The sequence below is a fragment of the Thermopolyspora sp. NPDC052614 genome, from assembly GCF_040678635.1.
Classification (GTDB): domain Bacteria; phylum Actinomycetota; class Actinomycetes; order Streptosporangiales; family Streptosporangiaceae; genus Thermopolyspora.
Window position 1 is genome coordinate 96,441 of the sequence record NZ_JBFATZ010000009.1, and the last position, 24,616, is coordinate 121,056.

Sequence of the window (24,616 nt, forward strand, 5' to 3'; positions counted from 1 at the left end):
GAGAGCCAGTCCACAACCGTGATCCTCTCTCGGGGATCCTCCTTCGGGAAAACGTCACTCCTGAGATCTATGCTGCAGCGATGAACCGCCGAGATCGGTACCAAGCGGAGTTGCGGGCACTCGACGGTGTGCGATGGCCGGGCTACCTGGCCGAGCACTCGGGGCTGCCGGGGTCGCGCGCAAACATAGAGCTGGCCCAGGCCGTCGCCGATGAGGGCGACCGGGGTCGCTTCGACGAGTTCATCGCCACCGGCGACGAGTACCTGGTGTTCTGCGGCGTTATCGGGCTCGGGAGGCTGCTGGCCGAGGGCGCGGGGCCGGAGGTGGAGGATCGGCTCCGGGAGCATGCAGCCGACGGGCGCTGGCGGGTGCGCGAGGCGGTGGCCATGGCGCTGCAGCGCCTCGGCGACGCGGACCTGCCGCGCCTCCTGAGCGTCGTCGACGGCTGGTCCGGCCAGGATGACCCGCTGGTCCAGCGGGCGGCCGTGGCCGGACTGTGCGAGCCTCGCCTGCTGAAAACGCCGGAGGCCGCGGAATGCGCCGTCGAGGTGTGCGCCCGGGTCACGCGGGCGCTCGCCGCACGGTCGGCGGACGAGCGGCGGGACCCGGGGGTGCGGGCGCTGCGGCAGGCGCTGGGCTACTGCTGGAGCGTCGCGGTGGCCGCCGATCCGGTGGTCGGCCTGCCCGCCTTCCGGACGCTGGCCGCCTCCACCGATGGTGACGTGCTCTGGATCGTCCGAGAGAACGGCAAGAAGGCGCGGCTCGCGAAACTGCTCTGACGGAGTGCCGCCTGCGTCTCCGGCGGGGATGCGCCGATAGCGTTCCACGTGAAACATGGTCAACGGATGATGCCGCGCCTGCTCATGAGGAGTCCGTGCCGCCGTCGTCGAGGACCAGGCGGCCGGTGTGGTCCCGCCGGGCACGGAACAGCACCGGGCCAAGGACGTACTGAGGGTCCCGGCCCCGCAGGTCGAGGCGGGCCGCGCGAATCTGCCCGGCGGCCCCTGCCTCCGGCATGGCGGTGACCGCGTCGAGCATCCGGCGGCGTGCCAGCCACGGGCCGCCGGTGACGCCGCACGAGGCGCGGCCGTGCCCGGAGTCGGCATCCCACAGGAACAGGGGCTTGGGTTCGCCGGGCAGGCCAGAGAGCCATCCGGCGGGGTCATGGCTACTCATGGGGGCGACCGTATGACTGTGGGTAACGGCACCCAAGGGACGTGATGTCCCATCCCATGGGCCGTCCGCGGCGAGGTCGAACAGCACGTCCTACCTCGCCGGGGCGGCGGCGCGGCGGTGGGACGTTGCGTCCTAGTTCAGGTTGACGGCTCTCGCCAGCGCGCGGATCCGGGGTGAGGGCCGGGTCTCGGCCTCACGGATGCTGTCCACGAGTTCGCGGGCGACGGCCTGATGCCGGAACCACACCGGGGATACGGCGTGGGCCTCGGTGAGCCGCTCGGTCGCGGCGGCGCGGTGCCGGGCGTCCAGGAGCGCCTGGGCGACGTCGAGGAGATGCCGGCCGTAGGAGATGCCGGTGAGGTCCTCCCGGGTGATCGCCTGTGACGCCTTGAGAGCCTTGTCCGGCTCGCGTCGTACGGCGTGGGCGTGCGTCGCCTGCATCGCGACGGTGGCCGGTCCGAAGGAGGTGTTGTAGATCTTGATTCGGTGCCCGATCCGCTCGGCGCCGGCGCGGGCCATGGCGATGTACTCGTCGACGTCGCGGCCTGCGGCGGCGGCCGGGGCGAGCGCGGTCATCAGCAGGTTGCCCCACGCGGCGACGGCGGTCGGCGGCGCCGAGAACGACGGTTCGATCCGGGCGGCCATGCCCGCGGCCAAGCGCTCGGCCTCGTCGAGGCGTGCCTGATGCAGCAGCGCCCAGGCGTAGGTGGCGTGCAGGGTCGCCCACAGCAGTTCATCGGCTCCGCCGTGCGCGACGGTCAGGGCTCGCTCGGCGCCGACGGCGGCCAGGTCCTCGCGGCCGAGATGCACCATGATGCTCGCGGCCAGGTCGTAGGCCATGGCCAGCGGGTACACCGCCCGCTCGCCTTCGGCGGCGTGCGTGAGCCGGGCCTCACCGATCAGCGCGGGCAGTCGCGCGATGAGGACGGCGAAGTCGCCCGCCCAGTACCGGCGGCATGCGTCGTCGACGGACCGGCGGACGTCGTCCAGTGGCGCGGGCTCCCCGTCGTCGCCGTCGTCGTCGTCGAGGCCGGGCAGGTGCGTCGGCGACAGCAGGGCATCGCGCAGCGCCAGGACGCTCGCGCCGTCGCGTCCGGCCGTTCCCATCCGCTCGCGTTTCCCGGTCAGTGCGCTCAGCTCAACGTCCAGAGCGGTCGCCAGCCTCATGAGGCTGGTCAGGCGTGCCGAGCGGCGCGCGCCCTGCTCCAACTTGGCGATCAGGTCCCGCGATACCCCGGCGCGTTCGGCCAGGCCCTCCTGGCTGAGTCCGCGCTCGTGACGGATTCGCCGGAGTTGGGCACCGATCGTGCTACCGTCGTCCATGGCTCTGCTCCTCTGAGACTCTCCCAAGGCTCAGTATGGATGCAGGGCCGTTCGTCGTTCCGGTCTCCTTCGCCGCCAGGTCCGCATCATCAACAACAAGTTGGTGTTCAGCCTGCCCAAGCGAGACAAGGTCCGCTCGGTGCCTCTCCCGGACGCGATCGAGATGCGGCTGTCGGGTGAAGGCGGTGTCCCCTTAGTCGAGACAGAATTCGTTGCCTTCCGGGTCGGTCATCACGATGTGGCCGGACTCCATCGGGGGAGCGGGCTCGTGGCGGCGGACCCGTTTCGCGCCCAGGGCGACGAGGCGGTCGCATTCGGCCTCCAGCGCCGCCATGCGGTCCTCGCCCTGGAGGCCGGGAGCGGCGCGGACGTCGAGGTGGACGCGGTTCTTGGCGACCTTGTCCTCCGGGACACGCTGAAAGAAGAGCCGGGGGCCGTGGCCCTGCGGGTCCTCGATGGCGGAGGCGGTGTTGCGCTGGTCCTCCGGTACGCCGATGCGGGCGAGGAAGTCGTCCCAGGCGGCGAGGGGGTCGGCGTCCTCGGGCAGGTCGATGCCGGGCGGGCCGGGGTGGATGTAGCCGAGGACGTCGCGCCAGAACATCGACAGGGCCCGCGGGTCGTGGGCGTCGAAGGTGATCTGGATATGGCGGCTCATGGTGTCGTTCCGGTCTTCGTGGCGGTGTTCGTGTGCAGGTTGGTGTGCAGGTTCGTGTGCAGGTAGGTGTGCAGGTTCGTGTGCAGGTAGAGGTCGCGTAGCAGGCAGACCTCGGACAGGTGGTGGATCAGCTCGCGGTGGATGTGCAGCACCAGGTCGGCCATGTGCAGTTCGGGATAGGGCTCCTTGTCGCCGACTCGCTCGCGGAGACCGGCCTCGCCGAGGTCGCGTACGCCGGTCAGCCAGATGTCGAGCTGGGTGGTGAGCTGGTCGAGCGCGGTGGCCGCGTCGCCCACGTACTCCCAGGTGTCGTACGACGCCGGCGGGGCGCCGAAGTGGGCCGCGTTGCGCATGGCCAGTACGCCGACGATGACGTGGCCGAGTTGCCAGGCGATCGTGGTGAACGGTGCGGGGACCGGCTCGGGGAAGGCGTAGTCGATCGTGAAGTCTCCGGTGCCGGCCTGTATGGGGGCCGTCGAGGTGCCGCGCGGCCGTATGCTCCAGGCGTCCGGAACCGGCGACCAGAGGTACTCCTCGTCGGTGAGGCCGTCGAGGCGGGCCTTGAGCTGGTTGTTCCAGTGCCACTCCCACTGTTCGCGTAGCGTACGGTTCAGGTCGAGTTCGTCTGCGTCCATAGGGCCAGGTTGGCACCGCTGGAGGACAGGATCGGTCCGCAATCTGGCAAGGTGGGGTCATGGTCGCGGTGGGCGGTGACGAGCGAGGGACGACCGAGCGGGTGCTGACGCTGCTCGGGTTGCTGCAGCGGCGCCGGGTGTGGACCGGGCCCGAGCTCGCCGAGCGGCTCGGGGTGACGGCGCGCACGGTGCGGCGGGACGTCGAGCGGCTGCGTGCGCTCGGGTATCCGGTGCATGCGGGCCAGGGCGTCGGCGGCGGCTACCGGCTCGGCCCGGGGCGGGACCTGCCGCCGCTGCTGCTCGACGACGAGGAGGCGATCGCGACCGCGGTGTCGCTGCTCGCCGGGGCGAGCGGCGCGGTGGCCGGGGCGGGTGACGCCGCGCTCCGGGCGCTGGCCAAGATCGACCGGGTGATGCCCGCCCGGCTGCGGCGTCAGGTGCGCGCCCTCGCCGACTCGGTGGAGTACTTCGGCGGCGGTCGCGAGCAGGTCGACGCCGAGGTGCTCATGACGCTCGCCCGTGCCTGCGGCGACGAGGTCGAGGTCGGCTTCGGTTATCCGTCCGGGGACGAGGTGCGACGGCGGAGGGCCGAGCCGTATCGGCTGGTCGCCTCCGATCGGCGCTGGTATCTGCTCGCCTACGATCTCGATCGTGACGATTGGCGCAGCTTTCGTGTCGATCGCATGACCGATGTTTCCGCACGTACCTGGCATTTCCGCCCGCGGGTTATGCCCGACGCGGCGGCGTACGTCCAGGAGGGGGTGGCGAGCCGGGTCTACCCGCATCAGGCGCGCTTCCTCGTGCACGCCCCGGCCGCGACGGTGCGGGCGCAGATCCCGGCGTCGGCGGCCGTCGTGCGGCCACGGGACGGCGAGCGCTGCGAGGTGGTGGCCGGCGCCGCCAATCTCGATATCGTGCTCATGCACATGGTTGTGCTGGGGCACGATTTCGAGGTGCTCGAACCGCCGGAACTCGCGGCGCGCTGTCGCGTGCTGGCGGAAAGACTGCTGTCGGTCGGCGCGAAGGCGGTTCCGGGGGCGCCGGGCGCACAGGAGTCGTGAGCCGCGTCCGTGGTGGCGCAGCGTTCCGCGTGGTATGGCCGCGGCCGGAGGAACGCCGTCATAAATGTGTTGCCGGGCGGGTCCCGGACGGGTTCAATGATCGGTGTGGGAACTGCGCCGGGCGTGGTGGGCAAGACCCTCATTCCAGATAAGGGAATGCTGCATGTTAGCGGCCTGATGTCCACCGAAGCGCCGGTCACCCGTCCCCCCTCCGCCGTCGTCCGAGTGGCCGTCACGGCGATGTGCACGTTTTCCCGTGAGGCGGACTGCCGGTGAATACGGCCCGGGGTCCGTGGCGCTGAATCTTTTTAATTTGGCCGTCGGTGATGGCGCGCCGGGCGCAATTAATCAGTTTCATGTGGCAAGATATATCCTTAAGATTCCGGATATGAATACGCCGGATCTGCTCACGCATCTTCGGACGCACGCCACGCCGCTGATTCTTTCGCGCGGCGGCGATCTGGCGTGGGACGATGCCGAAATTCACCGCGCCGCCTGGCTCGCGGACCCCGAGGAATACGTTCTGCTCGCGCTGGTCCCCGGCGTTCAGCCGTGGCAGCGCGCCCGGGTGCTGCTGCGCACGCTGACCGCCTCCTGGGTGGATTTGGCCGAGCCGACCCGCGACGTGCTGGGCAAGGCGATCCGGGCGTTGCTGTTCGGAGTGCCGCCGGCGCAGGTCATCACCGTGTTGCTCGCCGTACGGCGGATGCGGGCCAACCACAAGCACGTCACGCGGGCCGTGGTCGCGTTCGTCCTGGAGCACCCGGACGCCGACGAGCTCATCGAGGCGCGGCGGCCCGCCCTGGTCGACTGCCTGGAGCACGCGCTCGGCAAGGCGACGGCGCGCGCCTGCGCCCGGCTCGTCGCCGAGGGCGACACCGGCTCGCCGTACCTGCGTGACAGGCTGCTGCGGTTCACGACGGACCCGCAGGCGGCGATCCGGCGGCTGCGCGCCCTCCACGCCCCGGGCACGCACAACGCGGTCGCGCCGCACGACCCGCCCGCGCCGCTCGACCCGGTCCGGGAGGACCCGCAGGTCGTGACGCCGACGAACCGGGGCGACATCGCCGCGACGCTGGTCCACCTCTACCGCGGCGGGCCGGAGGCGGAGCTGCGGCCCGCGCTCGCCGGATACGTCGCCGAGGTGACGCGCGACCTGCCCCGCATGGCCGGGCACGTCGCCCTCGTGTTCGACGCGTCGGCGTCGATGCGCGGGTACGGCGACCGCGAGTGGGCGGTGATGTCGCAGGCGGCGGCGCTGCGCCAGGTGCTCGCGGCGATCTGCGACCGGCTCGACGTGATCGAGGTCGGCGGCGCCGAGGGGCGTCCCGAGGGCGCGACCGACCTGGCCACCGGCCTGCTCGACGCGATCGACACCAAGCCGGACCTGGTGGCGATCGTCACCGACGGGTACGAGAACACGTTCCCCGGCGACCTGGCCCGGGTGGCGGCCACCCTGCCGCGCGCCGGGGTGACCACGCCCGTGCTGCTCTGCCAGGCCATGTTCACCCGCAGCGACGACCTCACCTACCGCACCCCGGCGCCGGAGCTGCCGCGGTTCCGCTTCTGGCACCAGGACGACTTCGCCGAGCTGCTGACGTGGATGTTCGCCCACTGCGCGCCCGGCCGGGCCTGGATCCGGGCCGCCACGCTCAACGACCTGGAGGTCCGTCAGGGAGGAGTACGGACATGACACAACTCGACACGCTTGTTTCCGCGCCGCTCGGCCTGACCGGCTACCGCGTGGGCACGCCGCAGTGCGCGGGGGAGCTGACCATGGTGCCCGTCTGGGGTCCCGAGCACCGCGGGTTCGTGCCGCCGCGTTCGGGGCTGAAGCTCAACCGGGTCGTCGGCTACGGCAAGGTGGAGATGCACAACGGCGCCTCCGAGGGCGTGGCGATCGTGCCGCTGCACATCGGCTACATCCAGGACGCGGCGCAGAACCACGCCCTGTGCTCGGCGGCGCTGCTCGCCGCCGGTCAGACGCGGCTGTTCGACGACGCCTGCTGCGTGCAGTCCGGGCAGGGCGGCTTCCTGGAGGGCCGCGACCAGTGGTTCTTCGTGCTGCCCGTCGAGCTGCGGCTGCGGGCGCTTGAGCTGCGCAAGCGGCGCGACTACTCCAAGCTGTGGCCGGACATCTCCGACCTCAACCGCCGGTACGGCCTGCCGTCCCGGGGCCACCTGGAGCAGATCCTGTCGCGTGAGCGGGCGACGCTGACGCAGTTCCGCAGCCGGCTGGAGCTGCTGCCGGGGCAGCTTGGCGCGCTGTTCTTCGTCGGCGGGTCGTTCGTGGGGCTGGAGCTCGCGCCGGATCCGGTGTACTTCGCCGAGATGTGGATGGCTCTGGTGTGTTTCGCGTACGGTGTCGCCGCGTGGCAGGCCGAGACGAAGCGGGACGCGCAGCGGCAGGCCGAGGCGGGTCAGGTGGCGCGGGCCGAGCCGTACGAGGCCGACGGGCCGGCGGAGCTGCGCGCGGAGCTGGCGCGCGACCGGGCGGCCCGGATGGACGAGATCGCGTCCTGGATGGCCGTCCCCGCCAGTGGGACGTGGACGGTCCAGGAGGAGGAACGTTACCTCGACCTGCGGTTGTCCACCGTCACCGGCGACCACGTGGCCGGACAGGTGGTCACCGACGGCGAGCGGCTCGTCTACGCGTCGCTTTTCACGAACCGCCGGTGAAACCCGTTGCCGGGCGGGTGACGTGACGGATTAACCGATCATTCGGGCCGGGCGACCCGATCGCCATTGGTGAGCGAATCCGTCATTCCCGGCGCGGGGACGGGCGCCGTCGGCGCACTGAGAGTTCTGATCGTTGCGGAGGCGACGGGAACGCACGCGCTGCTGGGCGCGCGATCGCCGTACCCGTTCACGGCGTCCACCGTCTCCCGAGCACGCCGATACCGGCCGTTGCCGTGCTGACACGACACTTCGGCGGAATGTCCGCCACCCGGGCATCCGTACGGCATGGCCCGCTTTCCCACCGACGGTCCAGCGCCAACAGGACTCCCCTGGCGTGGCGCGGACCGGAGTTCAGTTCGCCGCCACCGGCACGGCCGCCGTCACCTCTCGGTCGTGCCGGTCGTGCCGCTGATGGACTCCTGGTAGACGTCCGTATAGGTCCGCGAGTCTTTGATCAGGTCGTCGCAGAAGGCGGCGACGTCGTCGCCGATGAGTTCCAGGACCCCCTTGCCGGCCGCGGCGCCCTCCTCGAAGAAGTCGAGGACCTGCGAGAGCAGGGGCCTGTCAAGCAGGTCGACCGGTCCCACCCTGAAGATGTACCGCTGAATCTCCTTATAGACGATCCGATAGTCCGGCGGGAGCGCCTTGACCCGCGCCACATGCGCCCGCCACCGCTTCTTGCCGTCGATGATGTCCCGGATGCGCACGTCAGCCTCCCAGCCGGCCCAGTTTCCTCGCGACGTTCCTGTTCAACCGCTCGCGCCACCGGTCGCGATGGCTTCGCGCGCCTTCTCCGCGGGCCAACGCCGCGCAGAAACCCGCGATGTCGTCGCCCAGCGCCTCGTGAACGCTCCGCCCGTCGGCCGCCGTCTCCTCGAGCAGTTCCAGAGCACCGCCGAGCATCGGGGTCAGCTTCCGGCCGGTGAAGTCCGAGTAGGGAAGAAGATGACCCTTGATCTCTTCCCATGCCGCCCGATGGCCGACCGGCAATGCCTCGGCCCGGGCTTGGAAGGCGTTCCATTCCCTGGTGAGATCGCTGCCTGTCATGGTCTCCCAGAGGCTCATCTCCGGCCCTCCTTGAGCTTCTCGAGGCGTGAGGCGATGTACTCCCACTTTGTCCAGAACGTCGCGAGCTCCTTGCGCCCCGCGTCGTTGAGCGCATAGAACTTGCGCGGCGGGCCCATCCCGGATGGTCGCTTGGTCACCTCGACGAGCCCGTTCTTCTCCAGCCGCAGCAGGATGGTGTAAACCGTCCCCTCGACGACATCCGTGAAGCCGAGCTCGTTGAGCCGACGCGTGATGGCGTACCCGTACGTCTCCTCGCTGCCGATGATCTCAAGCACGCAGCCCTCAAGCGTGCCCTTCAGCATCTCCGTCAGGCCGTCCATCGTGGTCCTCTTCGATCCTGGTACTTTGTATCACCTAGTACCACTATACAGTACCACGAAGTAGTGATCGGATGCGCGGACGGGCGGCGCTATTCGGTGTTGCTAGCTACCGGTAGTCGGTGTTACTTTGTACCGGTAGTCAGCAACACTAAGTAGGCGGCTCCTGCGGATGCCCTTAAGCACCAACGGCGGGGTAACCACGAAGAGTCCCGATGACCAGGAGCGTTCCGGCCGACCGGCTCGAACGGCTCCGCGAAGGAGGCGAGTGGACGTGACCACAGAATCGAACGAGCCGAAGAGCCGTTACCTGCAGTACCTGGAGGTCGTCACCGGATCGCTGCAGGACAAGAAGCGCTACCGGCAGTACAAGGCGCGCATCAAGCGGCTGCCCGAGAACTACCGCATCGCGGTCGAGGCAGTGGAGCGCTACCTGATGCACTTCGGCCCGGTCGACGGCGCCGACGCGTTGACGATGTACGAGGACCTCGCCGACCTGTTCGAGCAGAGCGCGGCCGACGCCACCCCGATCCGCGACATCTTCGGCGACGACCCCATCGAGTTCGTCGAGAGGTTCATGGCCAACTACCCCCTCGGCAAGTACCGGGCCCGCGAACGCGAGCGCTTCACCAGCGCCATCGCCCGCGCCGCCGGCGAATCCACCCCCGCGGAGAACAGGACGCAGCGATGACGGTGCAGCACAGCCCGGCGATCCAGGTGCACGGCCTGGAGAAGTCCTACAAGGAGCTGCGCGTGCTGCGCGGCGTGGACTTCGAGGTGGCGCGGGGCGGCATCTTCGCCCTGCTCGGCTCCAACGGAGCCGGCAAGACCACCCTGGTGAAGATCCTGTCCACGCTACTCAAGGCCGACGCGGGCACGGCCCGGGTGAACGGCTTCGACGTCGCCACGCAGGCCGCGAACGTACGCGAGTCGATCAGCCTCACCGGGCAGTTCGCCGCCGTGGACGAGATCCTCACCGGGCGGGAGAACCTGGCGCTGGTCGCCCGGCTGCGACACCTCAAGAACCCGGGCAGGATCGCCGACGACCTGCTGGAGCGGTTCTCGCTGACCGACGCGTGCGGGCGGCGGGCGGCGACGTACTCGGGAGGCATGCGCCGCCGCCTCGACATCGCGATGAGCCTGATCGGCGAGCCGCCGGTCATCTTCCTCGACGAGCCGACGACCGGCCTCGACCCCCAGGCCCGCATCGAGGTGTGGCAGGCCGTCAAGGAGCTCGCCGCGCGGGGCACGACGGTGCTGCTCACCACGCAGTACCTGGAGGAGGCCGAGCAGCTCGCCGACCGGATCGCGATCCTGCACGAGGGCCGGATCATCGTCAACGGCACCCTGGCCGAGCTCAAGCGACTGCTCCCGCCCGCCAAGGTCGAGTACGTCGAGAAGCAGCCGACCCTCGAGGACGTCTTCCTCACCCTCGTCGGCACGACGACATAGCCAACCACCACGACGTAAGGGACAAACAATGAGCAAGCATTTCTTCGGCGACACCGCCGTCCTACTGGGACGGTCCCTGCGCCACATAGCGCGCAGCCCGGACACCATCATCACGACCGCGATCATGCCGATCGCCATGATGCTGATGTTCGTCTACGTGTTCGGCGGCGCGATCAGCACCGGGTCGGACTCGTACGTGAACTACATGCTGCCCGGCATCCTGCTCATCACGGTCGCCTCGGGCATCGCCTACACCGCGTACCGGCTGTTCATGGACATGAAGGGCGGCATCGTCGAACGCTTCCAGTCGATGCCGACCGCGCGGTCGTCGGTGCTGTGGGCGCACGTGCTGACCTCGCTGGTCGCCAACCTGATCTCGCTCGGCGTGGTGATGCTCGTGGCCCTGCTGATCGGCTTCCGCTCGGGCGCGGGACTGTCGGCGTGGCTTGCGGTCGCCGGCATCCTGATCCTGTTCACCCTGGCGCTGACCTGGATCGCCGTCATCCCCGGCCTGTCGGCCACAACCCTGGAGGGCGCGAGCGCGTTCTCCTACCCGCTCCTGTTCCTGCCCTTCCTCAGCTCGGCCTTCGTGCCCACCGCCACCATGCCCGGCCCGGTCCGCGCCTTCGCCGAAAACCAGCCGGTGACCTCCATCGTCAACACCATCCGCGCCCTGTTCACCGGCCAACCGGTCGGCACCGACATCTGGGTCGCCCTCGCCTGGTGCGTCGGCATCCTCGTCATCGCGTACGCCTTCGCCATACGGACCTACCGCCGCAAGATCGCCTAAGTCGGCCATGTGTCCCCGTGACGTGCCCTTTCGACTGGGTACGGCGGGACGGTAGGGCGACCTGAAGGAAACCGTAAGGGGCACCCGGCAGGCTCTTGGTCATCGGAAAGGCGGCGCGAAGCCGCCGGCCACGGAGAACAAGGAGCACCGGAATGCGCAAGATCATTGAATCCACGTTCGTGTCGCTCGACGGCATCATCGACGACACCCGCCCGTCCACCGCCTCCCGGGCGGAACCGCACCGCTGGGGCCACCCGTACTGGGACGACCAGCACGCCGGCTACGCCGGCAAGCTGATGACCGAGGCGGACGCCATGCTGCTGGGCCGCGTGACCTACGAAGCGTTCGCGCAGTCGTGGGGCTCGCAGACCGGCCCCGAGGCCCAGCCGATGAACGACATGATCAAGTACGCGGCGTCGCGAACCCTCACCGAGACCACCTGGAACGCCACCTTGCTCAAGGGCGACGTGGCCGAGGAGGTGGCGAAGCTGAAGGAACAGCCGGGCGGCAACATCCTCAAGTGGGGCACCGGCGAACTGGACCGCACCCTGGTGCAGCACGGCCTGGTCGACGAGTTCCACTTCTGGTACTTCCCCGTGATCGTCGGCGCCGGCAAGCACCTCTTCGAGGGCGCCGGCTTCGACACCACCCACCTCAAGCTGGCCGACGTGGAGCGATTCGACTCCGGAATCGTCGTCCACATCTACGTCCCCAAGTAAACCCCGAACCGGGCACACGAGCCGACCCGCGCACAGGGGTCCCGCGCAGCGACCCCTGCCGCAGCGGTGGAATGGGCGGGGCGAACCCCGCCCAGTCGCTACAAAAACCTCGGGCCTGTAGTGGACGGCCCGCGTTCGTGGGCCTCGATGAGGTGGCCGGGTGCCGCCGCCCGTTGCCCGCCGGGGTCAGTCGCGTTCTGCGTCGAGGAGGAGGCGGGCCTGTTCGGGGGTGAGTTCGCCGCCCTGCGTGAAGAGGTCGGCGAAGTCGGATGTGGCGGACGGGTCGAGGCTGTCGTGGGTGGGGCCTTGACGAGAGGTGGCCGGGTGTCGCCGTCCGTTGCCCGCCGGGGTCAGTCGCGTTCTGCGTCGAGGAGGAGGCGGGCCTGTTCGGGAGTGAGTTCGCCGCCCTGTGCGAAGAGGTCGGCGAAGTCGGATGTGGCGGACCGGGCCGAGGCCGTGATCTGGGTTAACTGCGCGCGGTCCCAGTCGGACATCTCATGCCCGCTCGTCCGGCGCGCGGCTTCGGCCGCGCCGAGCAGGCGTGCGGCCAGGTCCGGCCGCCCGTTCGGCACCAGCGCGGCGGCGATGGCCGTTAGCGCCCACGCCATCTCGGGCGCCGAGCCGAAGGTCCGGGCCACGTCGAAGGCCTCCCGCAGCCGGGTCAGCGCCCCCGCCGGGTCGCCCCGCTCGACGTCCAGCAGCCCCAGCTCGACCAGGACCATCGCCAGATACGGCGGATGGCCCTCGCCGGACCGCTGCCGCCGGGCGGAGGCGAGCAGCCAGCGCAGATGCCCCTCGGCCGCGTCCGTGTCGCCGGAGCGGCGGGCGGCGGCGGCCAGGCTGAGGACGGCGAACACCTCCCCGGAGCGCAGACCCTGCTGGGCGGCGAGCCGCCGCGACCGCTCGCCGTACTCTCTGGCGAGCGGATAGTCCCCCTCCTGTACGGAGAGCCAGGCGAGCCAGCCCAGCCGCCCGGCCACGTCGGACCACAGCCCCAGGTCCTCGGCGACGCGCAGCCCGTCGCGGCTGAGCCGTGCCGCCTCGGCCCGGTCCCCGGTGAGGTCGGCGAGGCCGATGAGCCAGTCGGTGGCCTGCAGCATCCCCCAGTCGTCACCGAGCTCGCCGAACAGCTCGGCCCCGCGCCGGGCGTCGTGCTCCAGCGCGGCCAGGTCGTGCCGTATGTGGGCGAGCATGGCGCGGGTGCTCAGCGCGGCCGCCTCTCCCCACCGGTCGCCTGCCGCCCGGCAGGTGTCCAGCGCCCGTCGCAGCAGCTCCCCGGCGGCCGCCTCATCGCCGACGTGGCTGATCGCGGCGGCGAGGAACCATTCGGCCCGGGCCCGGGCGACCGGCTCGGCCACCTTCTCGTACGCGGCGAGCACCTCGGCGACCCGCTCCGGTCCGGCCTGCCCTTGCAAGATCTCCAGCCCGGTGCGCCAGACCTCGGTCTCCGCCCGCGCCACATCGGTGGCCTCACCGGGCACGTCGAGCGCCGCGTCCAGCGCGCGGCGCGCCTCGGTGAACCGGCCCCGCAGGAACCAGTACCAGGTCAACGCCAGGGCCAGCCGCAGCGCCGGCCCGGCCGCGCCGTCGCGCCGGAAGGTCTCCAGCGCCGCCCGCAGGTTCGCGGCCTCGGCGTCGAGGCGCCGCAGCCACTCCCGCTGGCCGGGGCCGCGCAGCAGCGGCTCGGCCCGCTCGGCGAGGGCCAGGTAGTGCTCGGCGTGCCGCCGCCGCAGCGCCGCCTCCTCGCCGGATTCGCGCAGCCGGTCCAGACAGTACGCGGACACCGACTCCAGCAGCCGGAACCGGGACCCGTCGCCGCGTACGACCAGCGACCGGTCCACCAGCCCGACGAGCAGGTCCAGCACCTCCCCGGCCGCGACCCCGTCCCCGGCGCACACCGCCTCGGCCGCGTCCAGAGTGCAGCCGCCCGAATGTATGGCCAGTCGGCGCAGCACGGCCCGTTCGCCCTCGGTCAGCAGCCGCCAGCTCCAGTCGATCACCGCGGCGAGCGTGCGCTGCCGGGCGGGCGCGTCACGCGGCCCGGATCCCAGCAGCCCGAACCGGTCCCGCGGCACCCCGCAGCCGCGCCGCCAGCTCGGTCACGCCCAGCGCCGGCGCCCGGGTGGCCGCCAGCTCCAGCGCGAGCGGGATGCCGTCCAGCCGCCTGCACACCTCGGCCACCGCGCCGATCGTCTCCGGGTCGGCGACCAGCCCCGACCTGGCCAGGAACAGCCGTACGGCGGAGCACCGCGCCAGCCGTTCCACGTCGTCGGTGTCGGGGACGTCGAGCGGCGGCAGCTCCCAGCGGGCCTCGCCGCGCAGCCGCAGCGGCTCGCGGCCGGTGGCCAGCACCCGCAGGCCGGGCGCGGCGGGCAGCAGCGCCGCGACCAGGTCGGCCACCGGTTCGATCACGTGCTCGCAGTTGTCGAGCACCAGCAGCGTCCGCCGCTCGCGCAGGGCGTCCGCCAGCCGCTCACCCGGAGGGCGGGTGTCGCCCGGCGTCTCCGGGATGGACAACACGGAAAGAACCGGTTCGGCGGCATCGCCGGACCCGTCCCAGACGGTCAGATCGACCAGCCACACGCCGTCCGGATACGTCTCGGCGGAAGCGAGGGCGCGGGCGGCGGCGAGGGCGACGCTGGTCTTTCCCACCCCGCCGGGTCCGGTGAGCGTCACCAGCCGCCCCGCCGCCAGCAGTTCCCGCACCCGCGGCACGTCGTGGTCCCGCCCGACCAGGTCGGTCACCGGCGCGGGCAGGTTCCCGAGCGGCCTGGCCGGACGCGTGACCGGCGCCGGCGCGTCCTCGGCCGGATCCCCGGCGAGGATGGCCCGATGCAGCGCGGTGAGCTCCGGCCCCGGATCCAGGCCCAGCTCGTCGGCGAGCAGCCGCCGCAGCTCCTGGAAACCGTCGAGCGCCTCACCCGTCCGCCCCGACCGGTGCAGCGCGCGCAGGTGGGCGGCCCGCAGCCGCTCCCGGTACGGATGCCGGGCCACCCGCTCGCCCAGCTCCCCGACCAGCTCGTGATGCTCGCCCAGCTCCAGCCGGGCCTCGGCCCACGCCTCCACGGCGGCCAGCCGCCGCTCCTCCCAGTGCGCGGCGACCGCGCGCACGAACTCGTCGTCGGCGAAGTCGGCCAGGTACGGCCCGCGCCACAACTCCAGCGCCTCGCCCAGCAACGCGGCCCGCGTCCGCGCGTCCGCAACCTGCTGCGCCCGCCCGACGAGGTCGGCAAACCTGTTCGCGTCCACCCCGCCAACAAACCCGCCAACAAACCCGCTGGCCACCCCGCCAATCACCCCGTCGGCACCAACCCGCACCGCGTACCCAGGCGCCTGCGACACCACCAGCTCACGCCCGCCCGGCTCGCCGCCCTCCAGCGCCCGACGCAACTGCGACACCCGCACGTGCAGTGCCGCCGTCGGGTCGGCGGGCGCGGCCTCCCCCCACAGGTCCTCGACGAGCCGATCCACCGGCACCGCACGCCCCTCGTGCACGAGCAGGTCGGCCAGGAGCGCGCGCACCTTGCGCCCGGGAACCGTCACCGGCTCCCCATGATCCGTCCAGACCGCCAGCGGCCCCAGCACCCCGAATCGCACCACCCCAGAGTACGGACGCCGACCGACATTCGGTGACCGGATCATGACGGGCCGGACTCGCGACCCGTTTTCCTTCGGCAACCGGCTGCGCCGACCCTTGAGCCGGCGTTTCCGCCGGTCATGGCCGGTGAATGGATCCGCGCCGGTGCGACTGCGGCGGCCGGGTCGGTCTGCTGTGCGGCCCGTACCGGAGAGGGGTTGACAGGGAGACCGTCCACGGCTCATATTTAACCTACTCGTTCTAAAACAAGTTGGTTATGGAAGAGATGGCCACAGACCGGATCAGCCTCGTGTTCGGGGCGCTCGCCGATCCGATCAGGCGCGCGATCCTGACGCGGCTGATGGAAGGGGACGCCACCGTCGCCGAACTGGCGGCGCCGTTCAACGTGTCCCAGCCGGCGATCTCCCGTCACCTCAAGGTGCTGGAGAACGCCGGGCTCATCTCGCGCAACCGGCGGCGTACCGCCCGGCTCAGCCACCTGGAGCCGGAGCCGCTGCGCGAGGTGACCGACTGGCTCGCCCGTTACCAGCGGTTCTGGGACGAGAGCCACGAGCGTCTCGAAGAGTTGCTCGCCGCTCTGCAGGCCGAGGGCGACACCGACAACCCCCACGAAAGAGAAAGAGGAGACGAAGATGAGCAAGGTCCAGATCACCGCTGAGCCCGGCATGCCGCACATCGTCATCACCCAGGAGTTCGACGCGCCGCGCGAGCTGGTGTTCCGCGCCTACACCGACCCCGACCTGCTCGTCCGCTGGCTCGGCCCGCGCGAGCAGAAGATGACCATCGACCGCTTCGAGCCCCGCGACGGCGGACGATGGCGCTACACCTCGGTGGGCCCGGACGGCGTCGAGCACGGCTTCCGCGGCGTCTTCCACGGTGACCCCACCGTCGACGGCATCCTGCAGACCTTCGAGTACGAGGGCATGCCCGGCCACGTCTCCCTGGAGAAGACCGTCTTCGAGGAGCACGACGGCCGCACGCTGGTGCGTGGCCTCGCCGTCTACCAGTCCCTGGAGGACCGCGACGGCATGGTCGCAAGCGGCATGGAGTCCGGCGTCCGCGACGGCGACGAGCGCCTCACCGAACTCCTCGCCGAACTCGTATCCCGCTGATGTCCGTGGGACCGTGCCCGGGCGGAGTCCACGTCCGGGCACGGTCCCGGCCAGCGCGGTCCGACGGTGTCCGCCGCCGAGGTGGCCGAGTACCGGGGTGACCGGCCGGGCGCGCCCGCTCGCCGGCGTGTGAGGGAACGATGGCCGTGCGGGGGCGAGACCCTCAAATTCCTCAGGCATTTCTCGCTGCGCCGATAATCCGGAATGAGCCTCATGACCTGCTGGAGGCACTCGTCGCAGACTTTTCGTTGGCTCACCTGATGTGTCGGAACATGAATAGGGCAACCGAAACCTCAGATATCGGTTCGGGTCGTCCGGTGATCGGCCCTGCTCTGCGCGCCCTCGAACCGGTAAGATCTGCCGAAATCGGCATAAAGGCCGCCTATTGGATCTTCGGGATGATGTGGTGCAGGCTGTGGTTTGGCCCGCGTTCGATGACTATCCTGTAGTCCCGGAGTGCTCTAATTACCGCCGCCAACGGCGTGTGAATTCAACCCCGAGGGTTCGGAACTGCGATCGTGCCGATGGCTGGCGTACGACTCAAGCGTTGGGATAATGTTCGTATCCTGACCGAAGAGCCGAAGGGCACGCCAATGGGCCGGCGGGAAGTCAGCCTGGATAAGGGACAACTCTTATCATGGGATAGGGGACGTGTCTTTCTCGATATCGCCCGGCGTGGTTGTGGAAGTGCCTGTCGATACTGCTATATCTCCGCCCCCGAGGCGCCACAGGAGCCGGCCACCCCCGATGACGTGCTCGATGCGGCGGAACGACTGACCAAGGATGATCGTTATCAAGCCGGCGCGCGAGGCACGGTCATCTCGCTCTCACCCAACAGCGAACCATTCAGATCCGCCGCCTCGACCCTCCTCGTGATGACGGCCCTGAGCCGCTTGCTGGTGAATGGGAACCCCATACAAATTCCCACCAAAGAATCCGTTCCGGCAGAGCTTCTTCGGCTCGTCGACGCCGAGGCGAAATCGGACGACCAGGTGGTGTTCTTCATCTCCCTCGCCACCATGAATCGAGCGGAGTCCCTCGAACCGGGCGCCGCCGCGATCGAGGACAGGCTGGCGAACGCCGCACGTCTCCGTCGGCACCGCTGTCGTAGCTGCGCGTATATCAAGCCTTTTCTGAAGGCTGCGATCCACGAGCTCGGTGACTTCGCGGCGCGACTCCGCGCCGCGCGTTTCGACTGCGTCTGCGTGGGCATGCGGTATCGGGCCCGGCTGCGAACCACGGCCGACGTGGTCGTGCCCGTCGCGCATGTCGCGGATCGAGGAGGTACTTCCCCGGCGTACGAAACATACAGTCGCCCGCACCCGGTCCACTCCGGCTATGTCGCGGAGAGGATAGGGCCGGACCTGCGTGACTTCTACGAGACCCTGCGAACGGCGTGCGCGCCCACGCCGGTGTTTTTGACGTCGACCTGTGTGAGCTCATTCCTGCTCGACCGTGAACCACCTCTGCCCGTCTGGCGTGAACTGCCGCAGTTGTGCGTGAACTGCCGATCGTGCGGGCAGGGGGTGGGGCACCGATGATGGGACCACGCTATCGGCGGAGGGTCCTGCGAACCATCTCCGCGCTTCGCCCGGTGCCCGCAGCCTGGGGCGACAAGGACCTGATTCTCTATGGGACCGTCGGCACGGAGGTCGAACTGTACGATGTACGGCGAAACCAGGCGCTGATGCCCGTCTCCCTGAGCGCCCCCGTGCGGACGCTGCTGCCGGGGCCACGTCCCGGCGAGATCGTCGGACTGCTCGAATGGGACATCGTGCTGATCAACGCGCAGAACGCGATCAGCATCTCCAGCATCGGCATGCCGACCGCCGCTCCTCTTCGGCACCTCGCCGTGAGCCATCCGGTCCGGGCCTTGATCGCGATCGACGCCGAGGGGCAGGTGGCCACCTGGACTCCGGACGACGACTGGGTCCTCGGCGTGCGATCCCCTGTGGAGCAGGTGACGGCGGCCTGCCGGCTCTCCTCCGGTCCGCTGGTGCTCGGCTCGGCCCTAGGTGAGATCGTTATCGCGGACCATGGCGGCACCCGTTCGGATCACTCCCTCAGAGCGCATGGGGACCAGGTCACCGACCTGGCCGTCACCGACGACGATCGCTTCATCTCCATCTCCCGTGACGGGACCGTCGCCATGTGGGAGATCCTCGGGCGAGGCGTCAGGGAGATATGGCGTCAGTCCCTGCGCGGAAGGCATTTTCTGAACCGCATCTCCTTGTACAAGGATCAGATAGCGATCGGGACCGCCGCAGGAGTGATCGCCCTGCTCGACATTCGCAGGGGAGAACTGCGACTCGAGGCCAATGTGCACAGCGACTCGATACGTACGCTCGCGCACAGCCCGGATGGACGGAATCTGGTCTCGTCAGGAGACGAGGGAGCGCTCATCGTCACCGCTTGCGAAGACCTCCAAGAAGTCGGCAGGTTACGTGGCGAGACGCCGTACATCCGCGCCGCGGGACTGGTCGAGGACGGAGACGGTGCCCTGCTGGCCTACGGCGGCACGGACGGGCGCATCCACCTGCTGTCGCTCAGGGACAACAGCTCGGTCGAGGGCGCTTCGGGGCCGCCGGTCCGCGCGTTGCATCCGACCCTCGACGGTTACCTGGTGGTCGGTCGTGAGGACGGCACCGTACAGGAGCTCACGCTCCCCGAACTCGCCGAGCGATGGAGCCTGCGAGCCGATGAGGCGATCTATTCGCTCGCCACCTCCCCAGCGGGGGAGTCGGTGTACGCCGGAACGAGATCGGGTTTCCTGCTGAGGATCAGTCGCCGTGGCGAGCTCCTGTCGCAGGAGCACCTCCACCGCTCGATTGTCGGTGACATCCAGAATTCACCGCCCTACATCATCACCTGCTCGGACGACCGCAGCCTCAAGGTGACCCACGGCACGACGAACACACTGGTCACGCAGTTTGTGCACAACGGGTTGGCGCTCAACAACATCGTCGTGCTCTCGAACGGCAACATCTTCACCTCTTCGGACGACGGATCGGTGGTCGCGCTCACGCATGCCGCCGGAACGAAGGCCGTCTACCATCACCACAACGCTCCGGTACGCGCCATCACGCAATTGCGTGACCGCATGATCGTCTCCGGTGACCGCAGCGGAGAGGTGGTCTTCTGGAGACCGGACGATAACGCCCCGGTCCTGCGCCTTCCGCTTGGTAACCGAGTCATCCACCTGCAGCCCGCCGGACCCGTCGCGGACATCGTCGCGGTGACGGAGAACGAGGTCTCACTCATCGACATCGGCGCCGACCGGCTACCGGACGGTGGCATCCGGCGGTCGGGATCCGAAGCCGGTGCTGCGGTCGCGCGAAGCGGGATGTCCGCGAGGGAGAAAAGGGCGATGACGCACATTCTCCATCTGTCCGATCTGCATTTCCACGGTGGTGAGGACGCGGTGTCATGGGTGACGCCGCTCGTCGCGGACCTGAACGAGATCGACGTCTTCGAACTGGGGGCGATCGTCGTGTCGGGCGACATCGCCTCGACCGCCGCCGCCCAGGAATACGCGGCGGCCGGCGAGTTCTTCGAATTTCTCCGTGCGGAGTTCAACCATCCAGCGATCATCATGGCGCCGGGCAACCACGATCTGGACTGGGCGGTTTCCCGCAGCGCCTACCAGCCCAAGCGCAGAAGGGATGTCGCAGGGCTCCTATCCGGCGTTCGTGTCATAGACGCGAACCAGGACTACGTGGAGGTCGCCGACGCCGCGATATTCACGACAAGATTTGACGCATTTGCTCGTTTCTGCTCTTCGGTCACCGGGGAGACGTACCCGCTTGAGGTGCGTGAACAGGTCAGCGAACTGCTCCTTCCGAACGGGCGTATCGCGATGTACAGCCTTAATTCGAGCTGGGATATCGACCATCATTACACCGCCAGGGCCTCGATCAATGAGGGAGGACTGGCCAGGCTGCTGAGCCGGGCACGGGACCTCCCCGACTCGCCTCTGTGGTTCAAGATCGTAGTGTGGCACCATCCGCCTACGGCCTCCTCCGAAGTCTGCATCGCCAACGCCGAGGTTCTGGAGCAATTGAGCAAAGCGGGGTTCCGCATTCTCCTTCACGGCCATGTGCATCGCCCGATGCGGTCGGTGTACGAATACGATGCCTCCGGCGATAGGGGACTCACCGTGGTGGGCGCGGGGGCATTCGGCGCACTTCCCCGAGAATGGGCGCCGGGAGTTCCGCTCGGCTACAACATCATGAGCGTCCACCCGGACAAGGTGGTCGTGCGCAGCCGTAAGCGGGAAGCCATTGGAGGCGCCTGGATGCCGGATGCCCGCTGGCTGATCGGCCCGAATCGGGACCCCGTTTCATGGTTCTCAATCAGTAGATAGGAGTTATCTCGTGAATATGGAGGCGGCTTATGGCCCACTTACTGGACAGTGAGGCCCGGAATCTGGAGGAGCTTAGGATCAGGCTGTCGCGTATGGGTTTTGACCAGCCGTATTCGGTGGCGGTCGAAGGGCTCGTCTTCGACGCCGACCTCAACTGGATACTCATGCGTCGAGGTAAACAGGCCAGTGACGAAGTGGGCAAGCTTGAGGGGATCGGTGGGCGGGTCGAGGATCCGCTGGCATGCCTCCGCGACGAGTTACGCCGCGAGATCGTGGAAGAGGTCGGGCCGGAGGCCGACATCGAGATACTCGAGTTCCTGGAAGTGAAGTCCGATCGGGTGCGCAAGGTGGACAGCCGCGGCCGGGAGACCTTCAAGACCTGGGTCATCGTGTCCTTCGCCTGCCTTCATCGTTCCGGTGGGCTGCTGATCCAGGAACCGGAGAAGAACGAAGGATTCGAGTACGTTCAGGATCTGAAGGTGGCGCCGGAGCGGCTGAGTTCGTCGTGCCGGCAGTCTCTGGTCATGCTGCAGAAGGCATGGCCCCGTATCTCCACCAGGATCAAGCGGGAGCTCACCGTCAATTCGCCGGCGTGAATCATGCGGGTGGCGGAGAGGGAAATCGCGACCTTTCACGTAGGCGGCGAACGCGAGGCGCTGGCCTTCGACGGCGGCGAGGGCGCGTACGTTTATGACACCCATGGCCGCTCCTACCTGGATTTCGTGTGCGGCTACGGGCCGGTGGTACTTGGGCACGCGGATCCGGAGTTCCAGCGATCAGTGAACGCGTTCTTGAGCCGTGGCCTGCACTTTCCCGGATACTCGCGGTCACACTCCGACTATGCAGCGGTTCTTCCGGACTGGGGCGGGGACGCGGCCGTGGCGTTCTTCAAGACGTCGTCCGAGGCGATGTCCGCCGCATTGCGGCTGGGCGCGATGCGCAGCGGGCGGCGGGGGGTGGTTAGATGCGGTTTCCTAGGCTGGCATGACGCGCTCTTCTCTCAGGAGACGGCGTGGCATGAACGGCTGGGATCGCCTCTGCGCCGGAAGGGGTCGCCGGGCCTGCCGTTGCGCGGCGCTTCCGGCGACGAAGCCGTGTTCGACTGGCGGGACCTCGACCTCGGCGGACTTGAGACGCTGCTGAGGGACTCCACCGACGTCGTCGGCACCGCCGCCTTGGACGTGTATCAGGAGGACGTCGCCGGATCGCCGCTCGCGGAGGAGTTCCTCCGGCTGTGCGCGCGGTACGGGGTGGTCTCCGTGCTCGATGAGACCAAATCCGCCGGGCGGATCGCCGAGTTCGGCATCACCCAGACCCGATCGCTGCGGCCCGATTTCGCGGTCTTCGGCAAGGCCCTGGCGAACGGCGCGCCGCACAGCCTGCTGGTCATCAAGGAGTTCGACCCGGGAGAGTTCAAGCGGGCCCGGGTGGGCGGCACCTACTCCAAGGAGTGTTCCGGCGTCGCCGCCGCCGTCGCCACCCGCGAACTGATGTTCCGTCGTGACGGCCATCGGGTGCTGCGGACGCAGACGAGCCGTGTCTGCTCGCTGCTCAACGCCGCCTGCGCCGACGCCGGCGTTTCGCCGTACCTGCGGTTCGTGCCCGTGTTGGACGGGACCGCGTTCGACCTCATACTCCATGACGACGTGGTCGGCGAAACCTTCGCGCGGGAGGAGGCCAAGAGGAGTTTCCTGGCCGGCGGGATCCTGCTCCTGGTCGGCCATCCCAATTTCGTCTGCCTCGCCCATGCCGACGTGCCCGGTGAGCTGATCTACGAGCGGGCCTGCGAGGGTGCGCGCGCCTGGCGCGAACGTGTGGGTTCGAGGCTTTTCCGGTGACATGTGTTGGCGGGGTTCGCCGCATGTCGCGGGTGCTCTGCGGGCCTCATCGGCGCGGTGCCGTACCTCGGAACGAATATGGAAGTTCGCAGGCAGGGGACCGCGGCGAGGAGAACCCACGACAGGATGGCGGCATGCACGATGCCACGCGGGAGAAACTGGTCCGGGACAGGATCCCCGAGTTGTATCCGGACGGGACGTATCGGGTCGCGGAGCCCGGCGAGTACGGCGCCCTGTTGTGCGCCAAGCTCGTCGAGGAGACCGATGAGTATCTGGCCGACCGGAATCCCGAGGAGCTGGCGGACGTCCTGGAGGTGGTGCGGGCGCTCGCCGGGGAGCACGGCCTCGATCTCGCGGACCTGGAGCGGATTCGGGCGGGCAAGGCGGCACGGCGCGGCGGATTCGCCGCGAGGATCGTGCTGCGCGAGTCGGCGGAGGATGATCGGCCGGTACGGCGTAGCGTCCGGGCCATCCTGCTCGACGGCGACGATCTGATCCTCTTTCGCCGGGTACGGCCGGGGCGGCCCGAGCCGTACCATCTCACCCCGGGTGGGGCGATCGAGCCCGGCGACGCCTCTCCCGAGGCGGCGCTGCGCCGCGAACTGTACGAGGAACTGGGCGCGACCGCCGGTCCCGCCGTGCCGCTGCCCGCCATCGTCGAGCCCGGCGCACACCACACGATCTTCGCCTGCCGCCTGCGCACGCTCGACCTCACCCGGCGAAGCGCGACCGAGTTCGGCGACCCAAAGTTCAGCGACCCAACGTTCGGCGACCCGGCCATGGGTAGCTACGAGGTCGTCCGGATCCCCTGCACGGCGGAGGGTGTCCGCTCGGCCAATCTGCTGCCCGCCGGGCTCGCGGACTTCATCGCGGCCAACGCGGCCATCCTGCCGCGACTGGTGGACGAGGTGACGTACGCGCCGGGCCGATACCGGCCGGTCGTGGACGTTCACCTGGTGATCATGAGTGACGGCAAGGTTCTGCTGGGGCGACGCCAGGGCACCGGCTACGCCGACGGCGAATGGCAGATCATGCCCTCCGGCCACCTCGAACAGGGCGAGTCGGTGATCGACGCCACGGTCAGGGAGGCCAAGGAGGAGCTCGGCCTCGACCTCGATCCCGCCGACATCGAGGCCGCGCACGTCATGCACCACCGCAACCCCGGCGGCACGGCGCGCATCGGGATGTTTTTCGTCGCCCGCGGACGGCTCGGCGAGCCGGTCAACAGGGAGCCGCACAAGTGCGCCGAACTCGCCTGGTTCCCGGTGGACGACCTCCCGGAGGACACCGTGCCCTACTCTGCGGCGGGCATCCGAGCCGTGCTCGACGGAGGCCGCTTCTCACTGCACGGCTGGGACGTTCCGGACGCGGCCGCGTTGGCGGCGGAGGCCGTACGGGCTGGATATGCAGAAATGTCCGTCGCCGTGATCGCCCACCGCGATGACGCCGTCCTTGTCCTCTCGGACAAGGAATGCGACCACCTGCCGGAGGACCGGGTACGGCCCGGCGAGTCCCTGGAGCAGGCCGCGGCCCGGCTGCTGCCCGGCCCGGCCCGCTACGTCGCAGCCGAGGACTACGTGTCGGCGGCCGGAACGTCGGCACGCCGCTTCGCCTTCGCCGTCCCCCTGCCGGACGACGCGCCGCTCCCGCCGAACGGCCGTCTGCTCCCCGCCCACCCTGGCACGCCCAGCAGCCTTCCCGTCGCCCAGCTTCGTTTCGTCTCCGTGTGGAGGGCTCTGGGGCGACCGCTCTCGTCCGGATCGACGACCGGTCGCTGGACCGCCACAAGCCCTTGACCAGCGCGCCCAGGCTCGGCCAGGGACGGCGGCG

The 24,616-nt window shown here is 69.4% G+C and carries 24 protein-coding genes; 15 read left to right on the top strand and 9 right to left on the bottom strand.

Translation table 11 applies throughout. From position 1 onward, the window contains the following. The first annotated feature begins 80 nt into the window (after positions 1-80). The gene (locus tag AB0K60_RS20550) at positions 81-779 is read left to right on the top strand and encodes a hypothetical protein (protein ID WP_364057034.1); all 699 of its coding nucleotides are present in this window, start codon (positions 81-83) and stop codon (positions 777-779) included. Between the two features lie 82 nt (positions 780-861). Here AB0K60_RS20550 and AB0K60_RS20555 read toward each other — a convergent pair whose 3' ends face one another. The 4 genes from AB0K60_RS20555 to AB0K60_RS20570 all read right to left on the bottom strand — a co-directional run bounded on the left by AB0K60_RS20555 (position 862) and on the right by AB0K60_RS20570 (position 3,789). Further along, complete coding sequence (locus AB0K60_RS20555; RefSeq protein ID WP_364057037.1) at positions 862-1,176, bottom strand: hypothetical protein; 315 nt, start codon at positions 1,174-1,176, stop codon at positions 862-864. A 132-nt stretch (positions 1,177-1,308) separates the two neighbouring features. Then, the gene (locus AB0K60_RS20560) at positions 1,309-2,499 is read right to left on the bottom strand and encodes a helix-turn-helix transcriptional regulator (protein ID WP_364057040.1); all 1,191 of its coding nucleotides are present in this window, start codon (positions 2,497-2,499) and stop codon (positions 1,309-1,311) included. 193 nt (positions 2,500-2,692) lie between these two features. Further along, positions 2,693-3,154, bottom strand: a complete 462-nt coding sequence (locus AB0K60_RS20565) for a VOC family protein (RefSeq protein WP_364057043.1) — start codon at positions 3,152-3,154, stop codon at positions 2,693-2,695. Beyond that, positions 3,151-3,789 carry a DinB family protein gene (locus AB0K60_RS20570; RefSeq protein ID WP_364057046.1) on the bottom strand — a complete coding sequence of 213 codons (639 nt, stop codon included), beginning with the start codon at positions 3,787-3,789 and terminating at the stop codon, positions 3,151-3,153. Before AB0K60_RS20570 ends, AB0K60_RS20565 begins: the two co-directional genes overlap by 4 nt. Before the next feature lie 59 nt (positions 3,790-3,848). Here AB0K60_RS20570 and AB0K60_RS20575 point away from each other — a divergent pair, with 59 nt between their 5' ends. The 3 genes from AB0K60_RS20575 (at position 3,849) to AB0K60_RS20585 (ending at position 7,529) form a co-directional block, all read left to right on the top strand. After that, positions 3,849-4,850 (top strand): YafY family protein, encoded by a 1,002-nt coding sequence (locus AB0K60_RS20575; protein WP_364057049.1) that lies wholly within the window; start codon positions 3,849-3,851, stop codon positions 4,848-4,850. A 388-nt stretch (positions 4,851-5,238) separates the two neighbouring features. Then, a complete protein-coding gene (locus AB0K60_RS20580) occupies positions 5,239-6,543 on the top strand; it encodes a hypothetical protein (protein ID WP_364057052.1) in 1,305 nt (434 codons plus the stop codon). Further along, positions 6,540-7,529 carry a DUF6569 family protein gene (locus tag AB0K60_RS20585; RefSeq protein ID WP_364057055.1) on the top strand — a complete coding sequence of 330 codons (990 nt, stop codon included), beginning with the start codon at positions 6,540-6,542 and terminating at the stop codon, positions 7,527-7,529. Before AB0K60_RS20580 ends, AB0K60_RS20585 begins: the two co-directional genes overlap by 4 nt. Before the next feature lie 380 nt (positions 7,530-7,909). Here the strand turns inward: AB0K60_RS20585 and AB0K60_RS20590 are convergent, their stop codons facing one another. The 3 genes from AB0K60_RS20590 to AB0K60_RS20600 are packed head-to-tail and all read right to left on the bottom strand — an operon-like array spanning position 7,910 to position 8,917. Continuing rightward, positions 7,910-8,236 (bottom strand): DUF1048 domain-containing protein, encoded by a 327-nt coding sequence (locus AB0K60_RS20590; RefSeq protein ID WP_364057058.1) that lies wholly within the window; start codon positions 8,234-8,236, stop codon positions 7,910-7,912. Position 8,237: 1 nt separating this feature from the next. Further along, entirely contained in the window at positions 8,238-8,594 is a 357-nt protein-coding gene (locus AB0K60_RS20595) for a DUF1048 domain-containing protein (RefSeq protein WP_364057061.1), read from the bottom strand. Further along, positions 8,591-8,917, bottom strand: a complete 327-nt coding sequence (locus tag AB0K60_RS20600; RefSeq protein WP_364057064.1) for a PadR family transcriptional regulator — start codon at positions 8,915-8,917, stop codon at positions 8,591-8,593. Before AB0K60_RS20600 ends, AB0K60_RS20595 begins: the two co-directional genes overlap by 4 nt. A gap of 271 nt (positions 8,918-9,188) precedes the next feature. Here AB0K60_RS20600 and AB0K60_RS20605 point away from each other — a divergent pair, with 271 nt between their 5' ends. The 4 genes from AB0K60_RS20605 (at position 9,189) to AB0K60_RS20620 (ending at position 11,875) form a co-directional block, all read left to right on the top strand. Next, the gene (locus tag AB0K60_RS20605) at positions 9,189-9,605 is read left to right on the top strand and encodes a DUF1048 domain-containing protein (RefSeq protein WP_364057067.1); all 417 of its coding nucleotides are present in this window, start codon (positions 9,189-9,191) and stop codon (positions 9,603-9,605) included. Further along, on the top strand, positions 9,602-10,366 hold the full coding sequence (locus AB0K60_RS20610; RefSeq protein WP_364057070.1) for an ATP-binding cassette domain-containing protein: 765 nt from the start codon (positions 9,602-9,604) through the stop codon (positions 10,364-10,366). Before AB0K60_RS20605 ends, AB0K60_RS20610 begins: the two co-directional genes overlap by 4 nt. 28 nt (positions 10,367-10,394) lie before the next feature. Then, positions 10,395-11,156, top strand: coding sequence for an ABC transporter permease (locus AB0K60_RS20615; RefSeq protein ID WP_364057073.1), 762 nt, complete (start codon positions 10,395-10,397; stop codon positions 11,154-11,156). A 152-nt stretch (positions 11,157-11,308) separates the two neighbouring features. After that, the gene (locus tag AB0K60_RS20620; protein WP_364057076.1) at positions 11,309-11,875 is read left to right on the top strand and encodes a dihydrofolate reductase family protein; all 567 of its coding nucleotides are present in this window, start codon (positions 11,309-11,311) and stop codon (positions 11,873-11,875) included. Positions 11,876-12,225: 350 nt separating this feature from the next. Here the strand turns inward: AB0K60_RS20620 and AB0K60_RS20625 are convergent, their stop codons facing one another. Beyond that, positions 12,226-13,950 (bottom strand): hypothetical protein, encoded by a 1,725-nt coding sequence (locus AB0K60_RS20625; RefSeq protein ID WP_364057079.1) that lies wholly within the window; start codon positions 13,948-13,950, stop codon positions 12,226-12,228. After that, positions 13,907-15,472, bottom strand: coding sequence for a BTAD domain-containing putative transcriptional regulator (locus tag AB0K60_RS20630; protein WP_364057082.1), 1,566 nt, complete (start codon positions 15,470-15,472; stop codon positions 13,907-13,909). The genes AB0K60_RS20625 and AB0K60_RS20630 overlap by 44 nt, the downstream gene beginning before the upstream one ends. Positions 15,473-15,738: 266 nt before the next feature. On the opposite strand from AB0K60_RS20630, the gene AB0K60_RS20635 reads away from it, so the two are divergent. From AB0K60_RS20635 to AB0K60_RS20665, 7 genes are all read left to right on the top strand, one after another. Beyond that, complete coding sequence (locus tag AB0K60_RS20635; protein ID WP_364057085.1) at positions 15,739-16,131, top strand: metalloregulator ArsR/SmtB family transcription factor; 393 nt, start codon at positions 15,739-15,741, stop codon at positions 16,129-16,131. After that, the gene (locus AB0K60_RS20640; RefSeq protein ID WP_364057088.1) at positions 16,106-16,585 is read left to right on the top strand and encodes an SRPBCC family protein; all 480 of its coding nucleotides are present in this window, start codon (positions 16,106-16,108) and stop codon (positions 16,583-16,585) included. The genes AB0K60_RS20635 and AB0K60_RS20640 overlap by 26 nt, the downstream gene beginning before the upstream one ends. Positions 16,586-17,109: 524 nt before the next feature. Then, positions 17,110-18,126 (top strand): hypothetical protein, encoded by a 1,017-nt coding sequence (locus AB0K60_RS20645; protein ID WP_364057091.1) that lies wholly within the window; start codon positions 17,110-17,112, stop codon positions 18,124-18,126. Between the two features lie 53 nt (positions 18,127-18,179). Next, a complete protein-coding gene (locus AB0K60_RS20650; protein ID WP_364057094.1) occupies positions 18,180-20,948 on the top strand; it encodes a metallophosphoesterase in 2,769 nt (922 codons plus the stop codon). Positions 20,949-21,040: 92 nt separating this feature from the next. Then, complete coding sequence (locus AB0K60_RS20655; RefSeq protein ID WP_364057097.1) at positions 21,041-21,544, top strand: NUDIX domain-containing protein; 504 nt, start codon at positions 21,041-21,043, stop codon at positions 21,542-21,544. 9 nt (positions 21,545-21,553) lie between these two features. Then, positions 21,554-22,786, top strand: coding sequence for an aminotransferase class III-fold pyridoxal phosphate-dependent enzyme (locus tag AB0K60_RS20660; protein ID WP_364057100.1), 1,233 nt, complete (start codon positions 21,554-21,556; stop codon positions 22,784-22,786). A gap of 134 nt (positions 22,787-22,920) precedes the next feature. After that, entirely contained in the window at positions 22,921-24,582 is a 1,662-nt protein-coding gene (locus AB0K60_RS20665; protein WP_364057103.1) for an NUDIX domain-containing protein, read from the top strand. Positions 24,583-24,616 lie beyond the last annotated feature (34 nt).

What these genes read in the sequence shown, in the direction of transcription:
- AB0K60_RS20550 (WP_364057034.1), top strand. Translation starts at nt 81, where the DNA reads ATGAACCGCCGAGATCGGTACCAAGCGGAGTTGCGGGCACTCGACGGT.
- AB0K60_RS20555 (WP_364057037.1), bottom strand. Translation starts at nt 1,176, where the DNA reads ATGAGTAGCCATGACCCCGCCGGATGGCTCTCTGGCCTGCCCGGCGAA.
- AB0K60_RS20560 (WP_364057040.1), bottom strand. Translation starts at nt 2,499, where the DNA reads ATGGACGACGGTAGCACGATCGGTGCCCAACTCCGGCGAATCCGTCAC.
- AB0K60_RS20565 (WP_364057043.1), bottom strand. Translation starts at nt 3,154, where the DNA reads ATGAGCCGCCATATCCAGATCACCTTCGACGCCCACGACCCGCGGGCC.
- AB0K60_RS20570 (WP_364057046.1), bottom strand. Translation starts at nt 3,789, where the DNA reads ATGGACGCAGACGAACTCGACCTGAACCGTACGCTACGCGAACAGTGG.
- AB0K60_RS20575 (WP_364057049.1), top strand. Translation starts at nt 3,849, where the DNA reads ATGGTCGCGGTGGGCGGTGACGAGCGAGGGACGACCGAGCGGGTGCTG.
- AB0K60_RS20580 (WP_364057052.1), top strand. Translation starts at nt 5,239, where the DNA reads ATGAATACGCCGGATCTGCTCACGCATCTTCGGACGCACGCCACGCCG.
- AB0K60_RS20585 (WP_364057055.1), top strand. Translation starts at nt 6,540, where the DNA reads ATGACACAACTCGACACGCTTGTTTCCGCGCCGCTCGGCCTGACCGGC.
- AB0K60_RS20595 (WP_364057061.1), bottom strand. Translation starts at nt 8,594, where the DNA reads ATGAGCCTCTGGGAGACCATGACAGGCAGCGATCTCACCAGGGAATGG.
- AB0K60_RS20600 (WP_364057064.1), bottom strand. Translation starts at nt 8,917, where the DNA reads ATGGACGGCCTGACGGAGATGCTGAAGGGCACGCTTGAGGGCTGCGTG.
- AB0K60_RS20610 (WP_364057070.1), top strand. Translation starts at nt 9,602, where the DNA reads ATGACGGTGCAGCACAGCCCGGCGATCCAGGTGCACGGCCTGGAGAAG.
- AB0K60_RS20615 (WP_364057073.1), top strand. Translation starts at nt 10,395, where the DNA reads ATGAGCAAGCATTTCTTCGGCGACACCGCCGTCCTACTGGGACGGTCC.
- AB0K60_RS20620 (WP_364057076.1), top strand. Translation starts at nt 11,309, where the DNA reads ATGCGCAAGATCATTGAATCCACGTTCGTGTCGCTCGACGGCATCATC.
- AB0K60_RS20635 (WP_364057085.1), top strand. Translation starts at nt 15,739, where the DNA reads ATGGCCACAGACCGGATCAGCCTCGTGTTCGGGGCGCTCGCCGATCCG.
- AB0K60_RS20640 (WP_364057088.1), top strand. Translation starts at nt 16,106, where the DNA reads ATGAGCAAGGTCCAGATCACCGCTGAGCCCGGCATGCCGCACATCGTC.
- AB0K60_RS20645 (WP_364057091.1), top strand. Translation starts at nt 17,110, where the DNA reads ATGGCTGGCGTACGACTCAAGCGTTGGGATAATGTTCGTATCCTGACC.
- AB0K60_RS20655 (WP_364057097.1), top strand. Translation starts at nt 21,041, where the DNA reads ATGGGTTTTGACCAGCCGTATTCGGTGGCGGTCGAAGGGCTCGTCTTC.
- AB0K60_RS20665 (WP_364057103.1), top strand. Translation starts at nt 22,921, where the DNA reads ATGCACGATGCCACGCGGGAGAAACTGGTCCGGGACAGGATCCCCGAG.